The sequence below is a fragment of the Dysgonomonas hofstadii genome, assembly GCF_014196915.1.
Classification (GTDB): Bacteria; Bacteroidota; Bacteroidia; order Bacteroidales; family Dysgonomonadaceae; genus Dysgonomonas; species Dysgonomonas hofstadii.
Map to the genome: position 1 here is coordinate 281,995 of NZ_JACIEP010000006.1, position 16,955 is coordinate 298,949.

At 41.2% G+C, this 16,955-nt stretch carries 16 protein-coding genes; 10 read left to right on the top strand and 6 right to left on the bottom strand.

Translation table 11 applies throughout. From position 1 onward, the window contains the following. Window positions 1-8 precede the first annotated feature (8 nt). The 5 genes from GGR21_RS10345 to GGR21_RS10365 all read left to right on the top strand — a co-directional run bounded on the left by GGR21_RS10345 (window position 9) and on the right by GGR21_RS10365 (window position 3,595). A complete protein-coding gene (locus GGR21_RS10345; protein ID WP_183307141.1) occupies window positions 9-578 on the top strand; it encodes a DJ-1/PfpI family protein in 570 nt (189 codons plus the stop codon). A 5-nt stretch (window positions 579-583) separates the two neighbouring features. Next, entirely contained in the window at window positions 584-1,036 is a 453-nt protein-coding gene (locus GGR21_RS10350) for a GNAT family N-acetyltransferase (protein ID WP_183307142.1), read from the top strand. Between the two features lie 7 nt (window positions 1,037-1,043). Further along, complete coding sequence (locus GGR21_RS10355; RefSeq protein WP_183307143.1) at window positions 1,044-2,405, top strand: citrate synthase; 1,362 nt, start codon at window positions 1,044-1,046, stop codon at window positions 2,403-2,405. Further along, entirely contained in the window at window positions 2,402-2,791 is a 390-nt protein-coding gene (locus tag GGR21_RS10360; RefSeq protein ID WP_183307144.1) for a DUF423 domain-containing protein, read from the top strand. Before GGR21_RS10355 ends, GGR21_RS10360 begins: the two co-directional genes overlap by 4 nt. A gap of 81 nt (window positions 2,792-2,872) precedes the next feature. Next, on the top strand, window positions 2,873-3,595 hold the full coding sequence (locus tag GGR21_RS10365) for a head GIN domain-containing protein (protein ID WP_183307145.1): 723 nt from the start codon (window positions 2,873-2,875) through the stop codon (window positions 3,593-3,595). A 100-nt stretch (window positions 3,596-3,695) separates the two neighbouring features. Here the strand turns inward: GGR21_RS10365 and GGR21_RS10370 are convergent, their stop codons facing one another. After that, window positions 3,696-3,962, bottom strand: a complete 267-nt coding sequence (locus GGR21_RS10370) for a hypothetical protein (protein ID WP_183307146.1) — start codon at window positions 3,960-3,962, stop codon at window positions 3,696-3,698. Window positions 3,963-4,318: 356 nt separating this feature from the next. On the opposite strand from GGR21_RS10370, the gene mce reads away from it, so the two are divergent. The 5 genes from mce to GGR21_RS10395 all read left to right on the top strand — a co-directional run bounded on the left by mce (window position 4,319) and on the right by GGR21_RS10395 (window position 7,745). Then, complete coding sequence (gene mce, locus GGR21_RS10375) at window positions 4,319-4,732, top strand: methylmalonyl-CoA epimerase (RefSeq protein ID WP_183307147.1); 414 nt, start codon at window positions 4,319-4,321, stop codon at window positions 4,730-4,732. Between the two features lie 96 nt (window positions 4,733-4,828). Next, window positions 4,829-6,379, top strand: a complete 1,551-nt coding sequence (locus GGR21_RS10380) for an acyl-CoA carboxylase subunit beta (protein ID WP_183307148.1) — start codon at window positions 4,829-4,831, stop codon at window positions 6,377-6,379. Between the two features lie 86 nt (window positions 6,380-6,465). Beyond that, window positions 6,466-6,642 (top strand): hypothetical protein, encoded by a 177-nt coding sequence (locus GGR21_RS10385; RefSeq protein ID WP_183307149.1) that lies wholly within the window; start codon window positions 6,466-6,468, stop codon window positions 6,640-6,642. Window positions 6,643-6,658: 16 nt separating this feature from the next. Continuing rightward, the gene (locus GGR21_RS10390) at window positions 6,659-7,111 is read left to right on the top strand and encodes a biotin/lipoyl-containing protein (RefSeq protein WP_183307150.1); all 453 of its coding nucleotides are present in this window, start codon (window positions 6,659-6,661) and stop codon (window positions 7,109-7,111) included. Window positions 7,112-7,310: 199 nt separating this feature from the next. Beyond that, a complete protein-coding gene (locus GGR21_RS10395) occupies window positions 7,311-7,745 on the top strand; it encodes a hypothetical protein (protein WP_183307151.1) in 435 nt (144 codons plus the stop codon). Between the two features lie 209 nt (window positions 7,746-7,954). Here the strand turns inward: GGR21_RS10395 and GGR21_RS10400 are convergent, their stop codons facing one another. The 5 genes from GGR21_RS10400 to GGR21_RS10420 all read right to left on the bottom strand — a co-directional run bounded on the left by GGR21_RS10400 (window position 7,955) and on the right by GGR21_RS10420 (window position 16,582). Further along, window positions 7,955-9,319, bottom strand: coding sequence for an alpha-amylase family glycosyl hydrolase (locus tag GGR21_RS10400; protein ID WP_183307152.1), 1,365 nt, complete (start codon window positions 9,317-9,319; stop codon window positions 7,955-7,957). 25 nt (window positions 9,320-9,344) lie between these two features. Continuing rightward, window positions 9,345-10,688: an MFS transporter gene (locus tag GGR21_RS10405; RefSeq protein ID WP_183307153.1), complete on the bottom strand. Its 1,344-nt coding sequence runs from the start codon at window positions 10,686-10,688 to the stop codon at window positions 9,345-9,347. Window positions 10,689-10,768: 80 nt separating this feature from the next. Continuing rightward, on the bottom strand, window positions 10,769-11,797 hold the full coding sequence (locus GGR21_RS10410) for a LacI family DNA-binding transcriptional regulator (RefSeq protein ID WP_183307154.1): 1,029 nt from the start codon (window positions 11,795-11,797) through the stop codon (window positions 10,769-10,771). 32 nt (window positions 11,798-11,829) lie between these two features. After that, window positions 11,830-13,677 carry a glycoside hydrolase family 13 protein gene (locus GGR21_RS10415; RefSeq protein WP_183307155.1) on the bottom strand — a complete coding sequence of 616 codons (1,848 nt, stop codon included), beginning with the start codon at window positions 13,675-13,677 and terminating at the stop codon, window positions 11,830-11,832. 232 nt (window positions 13,678-13,909) lie between these two features. Next, window positions 13,910-16,582: a 4-alpha-glucanotransferase gene (locus GGR21_RS10420; protein WP_183307156.1), complete on the bottom strand. Its 2,673-nt coding sequence runs from the start codon at window positions 16,580-16,582 to the stop codon at window positions 13,910-13,912. Between the last annotated feature and the right edge of the window lie 373 nt (window positions 16,583-16,955).

Below are 16,955 nucleotides of genomic sequence, written 5' to 3' on the forward strand. Positions count from 1 at the left end.
TTAAGTATATGGAAATAAATATTATACTTTTCCCCAACTTCGAAACCCTGGATGTTTTCGGGCCTGCCGAAGTGTTTGGAAAAGTAGAAAAATTTCGTTTGGATTATTTTTCTTTGAATGGAGGCATTATCACTAACAACGATAATATCAGGATTGCAACAAAAAAAATTGAAGACATTAAAAATACTGCAGCATCCGTACTTTTTATACCAGGTGGAACGGGGACAAGAATAGAAATAAATAATCCGGAACTTCTGAATGCGATAAAAAAAATTGCAGAAAACAGCAAGTATGTACTCACAGTATGTACAGGGAGTGCATTACTTGCCAAAACAGGCCTATTGGATACCCATAAGGCTACTTCAAACAAACGTGCCATGGACTGGGTAAAAACAAGTTCGGACAAAGTGCTATGGGATGATGACGCAAGATGGATAAAAGACGATAAATATTATACTTCTTCAGGGATCAGCGCAGGAATAGACATGGCTCTTTCATTTGTAAAAGATTTGTTTGGCTTTGATGAAGCCGAAAAAATATCTCTCAGAATGGAATATAACTGGCAAACTGAAAATTAAGATTAATGAACATAATATTACAACCCATTGCAGAAAATGATTTTGAAGAACTGGTATTTCTATTCAAGGAATTTGCCACTTTCGAAAGATTACCTGGCAGCATGATCAATTCTGTTGAGAAGATGAAAAATGAGAAGGAGTACCTGAACGGCTTCGTTGCGCGTGATGAAGCAGGCAGCTTAGCTGGTTATGTCACTTATTTTTATGCTTACTATACATGGGTTGGCAAATCCTTATATATGGATGACTTGTATGTCAAAGAAAAATACCGTGGGCAAGGTATCGGCACTATGCTTATCAATAAAATTACGGAACTGGCCAAATTGGAAAATTGCAACAGGCTACGCTGGCAAGTATCAAATTGGAATCATCCGGCCATAAAATTTTATGAAAGCCTGGGAGCTGAGATTAACAAAGTGGAAATGAACTGTGATTTAGTATTTAACAAAGAAAGATAAATATACTATGGAAAGATTAAATAACAACCCTATAGTAAACCGGATAGCCGGTACGGTTACCAATTCGTGCAGTATAGAAAATGAATTGTTTCAAAAGCACAATGTAAAGCGCGGACTACGTAATGAAGACCACACAGGAGTTGTGGTGGGACTTACCAAAGTAGGCGACGTAGTAGGATATGAACGAAACGAGGACGGAAGCACCTATCCTATCCCCGGCCGGCTGATGTACAGGGGAATAAGCCTGGAAGACATTGTGCGTGGTGCACAGAAAGAAAACAGGCTCGGATTTGAAGAAGTGGTATATCTTATCCTTTCGGGGAATTTGCCAAACAAACAGGAATTATCTGATTTTTCGTCACTATTGAGTAAAACAATGGATCTGAATCCTAAAATTGTGATGCATATACTCGATCTGGTAGGTAACGATATAATGAACTACCTGTCGCGATGTGTACTGGAATTATATACTTTCGATGAAAACCCTGATGACACGGCTGCAGAAAACCTGATTAAACAGTCGCTCAACCTCGTGGCCACATTCCCCACCATTGTAGCCTATGCCCATAACGCGTTGAGGCATAGCAAAGGACTGTCGCTACATATCAGGCATCCGCAACCAAACCTGTCGCTAGCCGAAAACTTTCTGTATATGATGAAAGGACATCACTATACGCCACTCGACGTAAAAATACTCGACCTTGCGTTAATGGTACATGCCGATCACGGGGGAGGTAATAATTCCACATTTACAGTGCGCGTAACCAGTTCTACCGGTACAGATACATATTCTGCTATTGCCGCGGGAATCGGTTCCCTGAAAGGACGGCTACATGGTGGAGCAAACCTCAAAGTTGTGGATATGCTCAGGAATATTAAGAAAAATGTAAAAGACTGGACGAGTGTGGAAGAAGTGGATGAATACATCCTGAAAATACTCAACAAGGAAGCTTATGATAAAACAGGGCTTTTCTATGGTATGGGACATGCTATCTACACAATATCCGATCCCCGCACCGTATTACTGAAAGAAATGGCACGTGATCTGGCCAGAGAAAAAGGCAGGGAGGCCGAATTCAATTTTATGAGCCTGCTCGAAGAAAGAGCCATTTACAATTTCATGGAAAAGAAAGGCAAAAATGTGAATAAGCAGGTGTGCGCCAATGTCGATTTTTATTCGGGTTTTGTATATGATATGATCGGATTGCCCCAGGAAATATTCACCCCGCTTTTCGCAATGGCGCGTATCGTGGGATGGGCCGCCCATCGCATCGAAGAGCTGAATTTCAAACAGAAGCGTATTATCCGTCCGGCATACAAGAATGCGGCAGATATTCGCGATTATACCCCCATTAACAATAGACAATGAAACAACTCGTTTTAATCATAGCAGGGATATACGGAATGCTCTCGGTCATACTGGGAGCTTTCGGCGCTCATGCCTTTAAGGATATATTACCGGCAGAAAAGCTGGTCAGCTTTGAAACAGGAGTCCGCTACCAGATGTATCACGCTATTGTACTGCTGGTAATCGGCCTGTTCCTGTCTTTTACTTCTTCGCTCGAAAAATGGTCGGCGATATGTATGATGGCGGGAGTATTCCTGTTTTCTTTCAGTATCTATTTTCTGTCATTCTCCGAACACTGGAATATAAACCTCAGATTTTTAGGTCCGGTTACTCCTATCGGTGGTTTATTTTTGATCGCAGGATGGTTGTTTTTGATCATATATTTCATCAAAACAAAATTTATTTGAAAAAAGATTCCTTTTTTTTGTAACCGAAACCAACAAAGCTGCGTCATATCAGAAAATAACAACCATTTAGAACTTAAAATTATGAAAGTAACTATTTACACATTAGCAATCATTTTATTATCCATTTCTTTTCAGGCATGTAATTTCAGGTCGATCAGAGGGGACGGTAACATTGTCAGTAATGAGATAAGCATATCTGACTACGACGCCATCGAATTTAGCGGAGGGGCAACTCTGGTATATGAACAGAAAAACGACACAACTCCTTATCTCCGCATCGAAATAGACGAGAATCTGTATCCGCTGCTGGAAGTGAAATCAGAAAATGGCACATTGACTATCAAGCAGCAAAATAAAACAAGCATAAGCCCTACAAAATACGAGATCTATACAAACTCGAAAGAGTTGGGCCGAATCAGCGCGAGCGGGTCTATCAAAGCCCAGATAAAAGGAAAACTGGTTACCGACGAGTTTAAGTTCAAAGTATCGGGCAGTGGCAATATTACATGCGACAGCCTGGTTGCCAGATCGGTTACCTCAAGGGTATCGGGCTCAGGAGATATTAATCTTACCGGCAAGGCTGGAACTGTAGACTGCGCTATTTCGGGCAGCGGTAAAGTAAAAGCCGCAGAAATGGTTGCCGATACAGTTTATTGTAGCGTTTCGGGTAGCGGAAATTTCTTTGTACATGCCGAAAAATACCTTAAGGTAAGTGTTTCGGGCAGTGGGAACGTACAGTATAAGGGCGACCCGGAAATAGACAAGTCCATATCCGGTTCGGGGAAGGTAATAAAAATGAATTAATACAATTATTATAAAAAGGAAAGAGACTGTTGATTACTCAGCAGTCTCTTTCTTTATTTGTGGCAGGCAGGATAATCTGCCTTTATCAACAAAAAAACATTTATAAGCCAACCTGGCTTTTTATAAAACTATTGGCTTCTTGTTCAGTCAGAAAATACAAACGTCCTTTAAACTCTAAAGGAAACAGCAGGTTTTTCGGTAACTGAAAACGTTTTTTTTCACAAACCATCGAAAAGTTCTCGTATGTAGTAGCAGTAAAATTATAAACTTCATCCGGCGCACTAATCTTGAAAACTTTTATGGACAACGACCGGGGGTCTACCCTATAGATGACATCCCCTGCTTTTAAAGTACAAGCTCTTCCCATAACATTTTACTTTAAAAGTTAATACATCTGCTAAACTTCCACAATAAAGATAATACTTTCATTTGACTCTTCCGGCAAAAAACATTTACATTATTACAAATAAAAGTTAATAATCTGGTATATTCATACAGGTGAGTCACAGAGATTTATCTATATGGGACAATTAGTCATAAATTAAACACGCGATATATATTTTTTGTTTCCGTCTTTATCATAAAATAACAAAATCACACAAATGCACACTTTTCGCAAATCTGTGCATTTGTGAAGTTTTTTTATAATTATAATTTCTTTGTCTTATAATTTAATACTACCTTTGCGCGGAACTAAATAATAACTTTTTATTCAATTAAATCATGGATATTTCTCACATTGAACATCTGGGTATTGCTGTAAAAAGCATTGAAGAACAACTACCTTATTACGAAGGAGTTTTAGGTTTAAAATGTTACAACATCGAAGTTGTGGAAGACCAAAAAGTAAAAACCGCATTCTTCAAAGTAGGTCAAACAAAAATCGAGCTTCTCGAACCGACAAGCCCTGACAGCACAATCGCTAAATTTATTGAGAAAAAAGGAGAAGGCATTCACCACATTGCGTTCAGCGTGGCTGACGGAGTAGCTAACGCCCTTGCCGAAATGGAATCGAAAGGTGTACAGCTGATAGACAAAGCACCTCGCGGAGGAGCAGAAGGCCTGAGTATCGCTTTCCTTCATCCGAAATCAACAGGAAGCGTTCTCACAGAACTTTGTGAAAAACCTAACAAATAAAATACGAAAATGACTTTCCCCGATTAAAAAACGCTGTAAAGTCATTTTTCATGTTACAAACAGCATAATTTTAATCAGAATTTAAAATATAAAAACATGGGCCAACTTGAAAAAGTAAGAGAGCTAATGGAACTTCGCGCCAAAGCCCGTCTTGGTGGAGGTGAGAAGAGAATAGAAGCTCAGCATGCAAAAGGCAAATACACTGCACGCGAACGTATAGCATTGTTACTTGACGAAGGTAGTTTCGAAGAATTCGACATGTTTGTTGAACACCGCAGCACAAACTTCGGTATGGACAAACAAAAATTCCTTGGTGACGGTGTTGTCACCGGATGTGGAACCATCGAAGGACGTCTGGTTTACGTTTTCGCACAAGACTTCACCGTTATCGGAGGATCACTTTCCGAAACTATGGCGTTGAAGATTTGTAAAGTAATGGATACAGCTATGAAAGTAGGTGCTCCGGTGATCGGAATCAACGACTCGGGTGGTGCACGTATCCAGGAAGGTGTTAATGCTTTGGCAGGGTATGCTGAGATTTTCCAACGTAATATCCTTGCATCCGGGGTTATTCCTCAAATTTCAGGTATCTTCGGACCTTGCGCCGGTGGTGCCGTTTATTCTCCTGCACTGACTGACTTCACACTAATGACCGAAGGTACTTCTTACATGTTCCTTACAGGTCCTAAAGTTGTAAAAACTGTAACAGGTGAAGACGTAACACAGGAAGAACTGGGTGGAGCAAGCGTACACACTACAAAATCGGGTGTAGCTCACTTTTCCGTATCAAATGAAGACGACGGTATCTCACTGATCCGCCAATTATACAGCTTCCTTCCTCAAAACAATATGGAAGAAGCACCTCGCAGAGAATGCACCGACCCTATCGCAAGAATGGAAGATTCTCTTAACGAAATCATCCCTGACAATCCGAACAAGCCATACGATATGTATGAAGTGATCGGAGCTGTTATTGATAACGGTGAATTCCTTGAAGTACATGCCAACTATGCAAAGAACATCATCATCGGTTTTGCCCGCATGAACGGACAGTCAGTTGGTGTTGTAGCTAACCAGCCTAAATACCTGGCAGGAGTACTCGACATCAATGCATCACGCAAAGCCGCACGTTTCGTACGTTTCTGCGATGCGTTCAATATTCCGTTGGTAACACTGGTCGACGTACCTGGATTCCTTCCGGGAACAGGACAGGAATACGGCGGTGTGATCACTCACGGAGCAAAACTTCTTTATGCTTATGGAGAAGCTACTGTGCCTAAAGTAACAGTTACACTTCGTAAATCTTACGGAGGTTCTCACATTGTGATGAGCTGTAAACAACTTCGCGGAGACATCAACTATGCATGGCCAACTGCCGAAATCGCAGTAATGGGTGCCGATGGCGCTGCTGAAGTTCTTTATGCTAAAGAAATCAAAGACGCTGCAAACCCTGCTGAAGCTCTTGCCGCTAAGAAAGAAGAATATAACAAGTTATTCTGTAATCCTTTCAATGCCGCGCGCTATGGTTATATCGATGATGTTATCGAACCGCGTAACACACGCTTCCGTGTGATCCGTGCTTTGGAACAATTAAGGACAAAAAGGCAAGCCAATCCGGCTAAGAAGCACGACAACCTGCCTCTATAATAAGTACACAAGTTTTAAAGTATACTAGTTTACTAGTCAAAAAAACTAGTAAACCAGAAAACTAAAAACTAGTAAACCAAAGAAAAATGAGTGAAGAAAGAATACCTACAGACGTTTTAGCAGCTATCGCCATGGCTATATACGATATGCAAGACCAACATGACGTGGAAAGTAATGTTCTGACGATAAAACATGTGTCGAAAGATTATTTGCCTTGGGCCGACAAAGGATATGCCATGCTTCAAAAGCCAATAAGAAAATAAAAATCGAAAAATTATTATGAAACAATTCATATACAGAATTAACGGCCAGGAATACATAGTTGCCGTAAATAAAATGGATAACTCTCTTGCTGAAGTAGCTGTAAACGGTACTTCTTACAAAGTAGAGTTGGTAAACAATGAGGAGGAAGTTACCTTTGTTTCGCGTCCTGCTGTAAAATCACCTGTAACATCAACCGCAGCGCCTAAAGCTGCAACAACTTCTGCTCCTGTAAGCAACAAGCCGGCAGGAAGCGGTGTAGGTGCAGTCAAATCTCCACTTCCGGGAATCGTTATCGATATCCTTGTGAATGTAGGCGATACAGTGAAAAAAGGCCAGACTATAGCAATGCTCGAAGCCATGAAAATGGAGAATGCGATTCAGGCTCCTATGGATGGGCAGATAACTGCTATCAATGCCAACAAAGGCGATTCTGTTCTTGAAGGAGTAACTATACTTACAATAGGATAATTAATTTTTATCTCTATAAAGAATGGCTTGGAAATTTATTCCAGGCCATTTTTATTTCTATCAGCACCTCTGTCTGGACTGAGTCATAGTATCTCTATAAAATTATCTGTTATTATTTGAAACTGTAAAGTTTGTACAATTGTTTGTTTTTTATATATTTGATAAATTAACATCTACTATCAACAAATCTTTTAACTCTATGAAGAATCTCCATTATGTATTTCTAGCTTTACTTTTATCTGTTGGATTCATTTCGTGTTCATCAAGTAAACAAACTCATCCGGCTAACGGCTTGTCCAACAAATCAGCAATTCAAGGGAGTTGGATGATTATAGAAGAAAACGGGGTTCCCATTGACAGGAAACAGATTAAACACTATACCGGAAAAAACTTTATCTGGCATACTATGGATCAGTCCGATATAATCAGGGCATCATGTGCCGGAACATATATAATTGAAGGAAATAACCTATATGAAATCATAGAGATGACAACCCCTAACTATACAGAGTTTAAAGGAACCACTGCAAAAATCGAGATAACAATAAATAATGACACATTATTTCAAAATACAGTGATGTCAATGTATGGAAGGGAAAACAGATTTACAGAAAAATGGGTAAGGATGAAATAGTTGTATGAAAAAATATATCTGACTTTATAAAATAAAAAAGAGGCTGTCCCAAAAGTAAGATTACACTATCAAAGTGTTACTTTCTTTTGTCATTCTGAGTGTAACGAAGAATCTCAACTCTCAAAAGAAGATCCTTCACTCCGTTCAGGATGACAGAAAGAAATCAAAAATTACTTTTGGGACAGCCCCTTTTCGATTATTATTTATTTTCAATTATCCCTTACCAGTACTCTGTATTCCCATGCTTTAAGAGTCTTAGGCAGATTGCCCACAAGCTTACCTGTAAACGCATCATGGTAATTGATACGTCCCAGAGCATCGTTACTTGAGTAAGTCAGATTTTTACCGGAAAAGTTAAGCATTACCATAATTTCCTTCCCTGCTTTTTCCCTTGAGAAGATCAACAACTCCTTACCATAATTGGTACTGTAAGTCCTGATTTCTCCACCCATTGTTCCGGCACGTAACGCAGGATGCGTATGTTTCAGTTCATTCAGTTTCTTGTAGAATTTGGTAGTTGCGTTTTCAGCCCATGACGGCACCATATCTTTTTCGAAGAACGACAGGCGTTTCTTCAGCCCAACTTCCTGTCCTGTGTAGATCATCGGCATACCGTTCAATGTATATGTCAATACAGCAAAAGCATCAACTGCTTTTCCATAACGCTCAAATTCTGTTCCGTTCCAGGAATTCTCATCATGGTTGGTAAGGAAATTCATTTTGTATCCGTCAGGACATTTAATAGTATCCAGTTTCTGCAAATAAGCAGTAATATCTTCTGCCGTTTTTTCACCTTTGTAAATATCTGCCATCATATGCATCAGTTCCCACGAGTAATTGGCATCGAATGCATGGTCGAGCAGATCATATTCTTCCGATTCCGCCAGCATGAACATCGGCTTAATACTGTCTAATGCAGGACGCACGTTATTCCAGAAATCTGTTGGTACTTCATGAGCCATGTCGCAACGGTAACCATCTATATTGAAGTCCTTCACCCAATATTTCATAGCATCGAGCATTCCGGCACGCATTTCCTGATTGTCATAATTCAGCTCATAAGTATCCGTCCAGTCATAAGGGCTTTTAAAGTTTCCGGAAGCATCCTTCACATACCAGTCTGGATGCCCGGTTGTCCACACATTGTCACAACCCGTATGGTTGGCAACCCAGTCCAGAATCACTTTAAATCCTAATTCGTGGGCTTTATCCACTACTCTCTTGAAGTCCTCTTTTGTACCGAACTCAGGATTTATTTCCCTATAATCTTTTACGGCATAGTAGCTGCCCAGAGTACCTTTACGGTTCTTTTCAGAAATAGGATGTATCGGCATAAACCACAGCACGTCTACTCCCAACTCTTTCAAACGTGGAAGATGTTGCTCGAAGGCCGCAAAAGTTCCCTCCTTAGTATATTGTCTTACATTCACTTCATAGATCACAGCATTACGAGTCCAGTCCTGATGTTGTACCGTACATTTTTCTTTCGGCGCCTCTGCCTCTTTCGGCTTGTTACCACATGAATAGCTGAAAAGAGCTATTAATGCAACAAATAATAATAAGTTATTTTTCATAATTGGCTATATTAAATAAAAGATATTATTTTTCTGTACCTGGTATGAGTATTTCGTCGGAGTCTCTTACAAATACTACGGACAATGAAGCCAGGAGCATGGATACACCGGCAACCAGCAACATGGTTATAGGGCTGTCTCCAGCGATATATTTAAGGATCAGACTACCTGTCAGTCCTGCCACAATTTGAGGAATTGTTATCGTTGCATTGAATATTCCCATATAAACACCCATCTTGCTTGCAGGCAATACTGAGGATAATATGGCATAAGGCATAGCCAGAATACCAGCCCAGGCTACACCAACGCCAACCATAGAAAAAATCAGCATGTATTTATCCTGGATGAAAAACATGGAGGCTAAGCCAAATGCTCCTAACAGCAGAGCCATTGAATATACTTTCTTTCTGCCAAATTTTGTAGCGATACGTGCCATAAACATAGAGAAAATAGCAGCTACCGCACCATAAACAGCACCTAGAACCCCGTTCCAATTTCCGGCCTCATTATATTCTGCTGTATTTTTTCCTGTGTGCCAGATATTTTCAGCTATCCCGTCTACTGCATATACCCACAAAAGGAAAAGAGCAAACCATGAAAAGAATTGTACAACGCCTAGTTGCAACATGGTAGTAGGCGTACTTTTCAGAATCTGGATAAATGATTTCTTTTCTTTTTCCTCAATAGTAATATTATTGTATTCGTCATATAATTTAGGCGGGTATTCCTTCACTCTGAAAGTCGTCCACAATACAGTCAACAGTAAAAAGATCCCTCCTAAAGTATAAGCCCATTTTACAGAAGGCACCACTTCATTTACCCCGTTTACCAAAGGTTCGTTCCTTATCAGGAATACAGTAGTCAGTATAAAAGGCAGAAGATAGCCGACGACCGAACCTATATTGGTGAGAAGGCTTTGAACGGAATAACCCAGATTACGTTGTTTATCATTCACCATATCGCCTACCAGAGACCTGAAAGGTTGCATGGAAACATTGAAAGCACAGTCCATGAACAACAACATAAATGCACCGAATATAACCGGCGGCATAATATGAGCAACAAATTCTGAATTCGGCATAAAGAACATCGCTAAGGCCGAAACAATAGCCCCTCCTAAGATGAAAGGTATACGACGCCCAAACCGGCCCCATGTGCGGTCGCTAGACATACCGATGATCGGCTGCACGATCAATCCCGCAATGGGTGCAGCTAACCAGTAATAGCTAAGATGACTGAGATCGGCGCCCAATGCCGATAATATACGACTGGTTTGTGAACTTTGCAGTGAATATCCGATTTGAATTCCCAGAAATCCGAAACTAAGGTTCCAGATCTGCCAAAAGGAGAGTGTTGGTTTTTGTTTCATGGTCATTAATAGTTACAAGTTACGAGTAAACAAGTTACAAGTATATTCAGTTTCATGTTTGCTGATTTTTGGCATACTCTTTATAATTCCTCTGGTAAGGAACGTGTTGTTTGCCGCACAATCAGCGAAGTTTTTATTATCTTGTTTTTCCGGGAAGTATTTTCCGGATTCTCAATTTTTTCGAGTAATAGTTCCATCGCCTGCTTTCCAACTTCCATCGGACGCTGATCCATAGTGGAAAGCATCGGATCGGTATCCTGCGATATATTGGAATTGGAAAAACCGAATATGGAAACCTCGTCAGGCACTTTCAGTTTAAGTTCCTTTGCCGCCAACAAAACACCCGAGGCCGTATAATCGTTCATCGCCATAAAGCCATCGGGACGGTTTGGTTCCTGCAATATTTCCTTTGCTTTTTCGTATCCCAATAATTTTGTATCGGCAATACGGATCAGGCTTTCATCCACAGGCAGATGATATTTCCTCAGAGCATCAAGGTATCCGTTTTTCCTGTTCTTGGATATTTCAAGGTGCATCGGTGCCGTGAAAAAGGCTATACGCTTACAGCCTGTTTTTATCATGTATTCTACTGCAGTGAATGTACCGGAGTAATCATCAACAACCACCTTGTCCGTATCTATGCCCGTACAAATGCGATCGAAAAAGATCACAGGAATATCATTATCGAGCAGTTCCTGAAAATGATCGTAGTTTGTCGTTGTCTTCGACTGGGAAATCAAAACCCCGCAAACCCTTGCCTTAATGAGTGTCTGTACATTGCGTATCTCCCTGTTGTAATCTTCGGACGACTGGCAAACGATCACATGATAATCCTTATCTTCGGCTATTGTTTCCATACCCGACAACACCCCGGAAAAGAAATGATTCGCCAGCTCGGGCACAATAACCCCGATTATGTTGTTACGTTGTGTCCTCAGACTCAAAGCCAACGCATTCGGCTTGTACTTGTGCTTTTTTGCATAATCCTGCACCATTTTTCTTGTCTCAGGACTAATATCCGGATTATCTTTCAATGCCCTCGACACAGTAGAAGTCGATATATTCAGGTCTTTTGCTATATCTTTAATAGTCAATGGCCCCTTTTTCATGGAAATGAATTTTGATTATTTCATAAAAATAATCAAAATTCTAATATAAAGGCACTTCTGGGACTAATTGTTAAACTTGTTTCACTTAAGTTTATTATATTTCCGCTAATCACATCTTTCGCCTCATTCTTAGGTAATATTTCTTTATAAGCAGCAAGTTCTATCGTTTTCTCGCTATCGGAACCACTAAGTATGACTACTACCGATTTGTCTTCGTACTTACGTTCGTAAACATATACCCCATTCATAGGGGCAAAATGCTTCAATGTCCCATTAGAGATAGCTTTATTTCCTTTCCGCCATTTCAGTATTTTCTGTATATAGTCGTATGCCTCATTCTGTTGGCTAGTCCTTCCGCTTGCGCTAAAAGCATTCGTTGAGTCTCCTGCCCATCCGCCCGGGAAGTTACGGCGAAGATAACCATCTCCCTCTCCTTTGTTGGCTGCCATCAGTATTTCCGTACCGTAATAAATTTGAGGTATTCCACGGGTTGTAAGCAAAAAAACAATCGCCTGTTTCAGACGGTCGAGATTGGATGTCTGCTCCACTGTTCGGTAAAAGCGTGATGTATCGTGATTATCGAGGAAGATCAACAGTTCATGCGGATTTTCAAATACTATATCCTGTCCCAGATATTCATAGATGCGTGCCATTCCCTTATCCCATGGATTGGTCTCTTCATCGAACGCGCTATTCATCACTCCATGCAAAGGAAAATCCATTACGCTACGCAGGTTGGAATTACGGGGAGCAGCCAGTTTGCTGTCTTTTTGCCAGAATGCTATGGCAACATTATTATTCAGCCATGTTTCGCCTACAATATTGAAATCGGGATATTCTTCCGTTACTTCCTTGCACCAGCGTGCCATCATATCGAAGTCGGCATAAGGATGTGTATCCTGACGGATTCCGTCAAGACCACTGTATTCTATCCACCAAATACTGTTCTGGATCAGGTATTTCGCCACATGGCGGTTACGCTGGTTCAGGTCGGGCATCGATTCCACAAACCAACCGTCGATAGCCAGTTTCTTATCGGATGCCGATGCGTAAGGATCGTGCTGGGTAGTGGTTTTATAAGAGGTTTGCACATATTTCTCAGGATAGTTGAACCAGTCTTTAGACGGCCTGTCGGTAAAGAAAAAATGCTCGCTGCCGCAATGGTTGAAGATCATATCCATCACCATTTTCATCCCCATAGAATGAGCTTTGTCTACCAATGCGACAAATTCTTCATTCGAACCGAAACGGCGGTCTACTTTATAATAATCTGTGGTAGCATAACCGTGATATGAGCCTTCGGGCATATCGTTTTCCAGCACCGGATTCAGCCATATAGCTGTTACGCCCAGGTCGTTAATATAGTTTATGTGATCCATAATCCCTTTAAAGTCGCCACCATGACGCGCATATTGCTCATTACGGTCTACTTTGGCTTCTTTCATGCCTGGTATCACATCGTTTGACGGATCGCCATTGGCAAAACGGTCAGGCATTATCAGATAGAGGACATCGGAAGAGTTAAATCCTACCCTCTCGGCAGAACCCGACTTGCGTTGTTTCAGTTGGTAAGGGATAACCTCTTTATTCTTACCCTGCTGCAACACCACATCGAATTTTTCGGGTTGTGCGTCAGACACATCCAGATACAAAATGAGGTAATTCGGGCTCTCCAGTTTTACAACCTCTTTCAGCCGTGCAGTCTTAGATGTAATAGTGACATCCGATTTTGCCACGTTATCTCCGTGAATCAAAATCTGTAATTCGGGATTTTTCATTCCGGCCCACCAAAAAGCCGGATCTACTGTTTTTATATCAATCGCAAGAAGAGATTGAAAAACAAATACAAGGAATAATAAGACTAAACAGTTTTTTTTCATGGAATATTTATATTTACATATTAGCCCCCTAGCCCCCAAGGGGGAACTAGCCTCCCCTCCGGGGCAGGGCTGTTAAGTTCTGAAACTTATACCCTCTTTGTCATGTTGAACGGAGTGAAACATCTCTTGTAAGATAAGAGATCCTTCGTTTCACTCAGGATGACAGCAGAAAATAACAGAACAAAGCAGAGAACTTAACAGCCCTGCCCTCCGGAGAGGTTGGAGGGGCCTTTTAATTTCTACCCGATGATGTAATCATCGATTTTATTTTTTCATTAAATTCCGCAGCATCAATCAGGTCTTCTAAAGAAAGGTGCATACGGTACCGCCAGTAATGTTGAGAGATAGCCGGAATATTGATCCGTTCTTCCTCTGCATCCGTCCTTTTCAGTTTATCATCCATCGACAACCAGTCCTGCAAGGGCAGTATAGCAAGCATAGACGGTGAGTTAAGATGATTCTGTAATATCTGACAGCACAGATCGGCTGTACAATCGGTCGGAGCAGGCCCCTGTTTCCACAACACGTGGTTGTAATACTTCTGTGTCAGCTCCCGGTTTTCGTGCCACCATGCCCTGATAGGAGCCATATCGTGCGTAGATGTAGTACAAACACTCAGATATGGTAGATTGGGAAGGCTGTTGAATAACACCTCCCGTTGTTTAGGCATACGCTCTATTTCGAGGCTCAATATCTGCAATTCGCTCATCACAGACGGAACAGAATCGGGCACCATACCCAAATCTTCGCCACAAACCAGCATAGATGTAGAAGATATAAGCGTAGGCAGTTTCTTCATTGCCTGATCGCGCCAGTACTGGTTATGACGGTTATAGAAGAAATCATTATAAAGACGGTTAAAGGCATACTTTTCCCCCTCGTCCAGATATTTGTATGAATAGCTGTACTGGGCGGTGATGCGCGGGTGATATTTATCCGGATTACGTTTATCCCTTATAAACAGGACTTCGTTACATAAACCGTATAATCCGTCTCTCAGTTTTGCACTTTTGGCATCAGTCTCGCCTGCAAACAAAGCTTTTATCTTCACCTGTGTATCACAGATATCATTCAGTTCGAAAAGCTGCCATGCTACCGGACGCAGGTATTTGTCAATCACTTCCTGCGCATATTCTCCGAAGACTTCTTTTAGAAATGCTTCATGGATGAACGGGCGGGTCATACGGTATTCGTCGAACCACATACCTGACGCACGTATTTCGTCAGCCGAGAGAGGCAAAGCGGGACTAAAATATCCGAGCAATCCCTGAACCGAAGAGAGTGGAATTTCCCATATGCGGAAAAATCCGAGGATATGGTCGATACGATAGGCATCGAAATAATCGGCCATCTTGCGGAAACGTTTTACCCACCACTGGTAACCGTCTTTGGCCATCTCTTCCCAATTATAGGTAGGGAATCCCCAGTTCTGGCCAAAGAAAGAGAAATCATCGGGTGGTGCCCCCGTTTGCACATCGAGATTGAACAGATGCGGTTCAACCCACGCCTCTACACTGTTGCGGCTGACACCGATAGGAATATCACCTTTCAGAACAACATTATGCTGATGCGCATATTCTTTTACATTGACGAGCTGCTGAAAGAGTAAGTATTGAGTAAAGCACAATAACTCAACCGCTTCTTTCGCTTCCCGGTTTTTGCTTACAAATGTTTTTAATTTTTTAAGATCGAATGTGCTATGCTGCTTCCATAACCTGAAATCGGCCGTACTATATTTATCCCTGAGGTATGAAAAACAGGCATAAGGGAACAGCCATTCTTCGTTTTCGGTATAGAAACCGAGGTATTCCTTGCTTTTCAGTACAGTTCTGCCGGATTCTTTAAATAAAGACTCCAGATAGGATTGTTTCAGGGCCAGGACTTTTTCATAGTCGATTTCCTGCAAAACATTTAATTCTGCGGCCTCCGCCTTGTATTGATCAAACTGTATTTTATCTTTCAACGGATATTCGTGTAATCCCAGGTAAACAGGGTGAAGTGCATATATAGAAATAGCATTGTATGGATAAGAATCGATCCATGTATGCGTATTTATCGTATCGTTGATCGGCAATACCTGAATAAACTTTTGTCCGGTGGCGGCAGCCCAGTCCACCATCTTTTTCAGGTCGGAAAACTCACCGATACCAAAACTATCATGTGAACGCAAAGAAAATACGGGTATGGCTACTCCGGCTGCTTTCCAATCCATCCATCCGTACCAGTATTCTATCGACTCTACTTTTACCGCATCGCCTTTGATATCTTTCGACAATGGATTGAGAACACGGTTAAAACCTTCTTCCCAATGAACGACCGCTTGAGATGCATTGTCGTATATGGCTAATTTATATTCCACCGGCACTTTTACCGATGTGGCATTTAAAACCAGCTGCCATACTCCATACCTCACAGGCAGCAGATGCAATGCTTTTTCAACCTTCCAGTCGCCCAACACCTCCGATGCTCCGCAAAGCAGCAGGCTCTGTCCTTTTTTCACATAAGGACAGTTTACATTCAGCAGAATCGATCTTTTATATGATTTCAGTTTTTCCGTAGCTTCATGCATAAAGAAACTTTGAGAAAACCCTGATGTATAAAGGAATTTTTGTTGAGGAGCGCTATACCAGACATCCTGAACTTCGAAGGTCTTCCCTGCTTCGAGTTTGAGGAAGTGGGGATTGTTCCACTCACGGTTTACAGTCCGTCCGTTATCTTTCAACAGATATTGGTATTCAACAGAATCATCTTCGGAATCGAACTCTATGAACCATTTTGATGGAGCGACACAGGTCATTTCCAGCGCTTTGTCTTCGTCCCAGTTTCCTAAAGAGGAAGTTGAGCCGAACACATACAATGCCTGCCCCCAATTGGTATTATAAGTTATGTGTAATCGTATCTTCATCACTAATGCTTTTATGGTTAGGTTGAAAGAGGTTCTTAGCTTAAATAAGTTCTTGCTAAACAAAGCTACATATTAAAGAGAAACAGCGGGTTTATTATTATTATTTTTTTAGAAAAAATAAGTTGCAAACGATTGCAAGTGGTTATCGGATTTGAAATTAATTATCTATAGGGAAAAACGGCCCCCTAACCCCCGAAGGGGAAATTAGCCTCCCCTTGGGGAGGTGGGAGGGGCTCTTAATTCTTAACATTATGGCAAAATACAACGAAAAACTGGTGTCACGCATCGAAAGGCTCATCGAAGCCGACCTGTACACAATCTCCGAGATATGCACGGCTATGAAGATCAGCCGAAATACGTTTTACTATTGGAA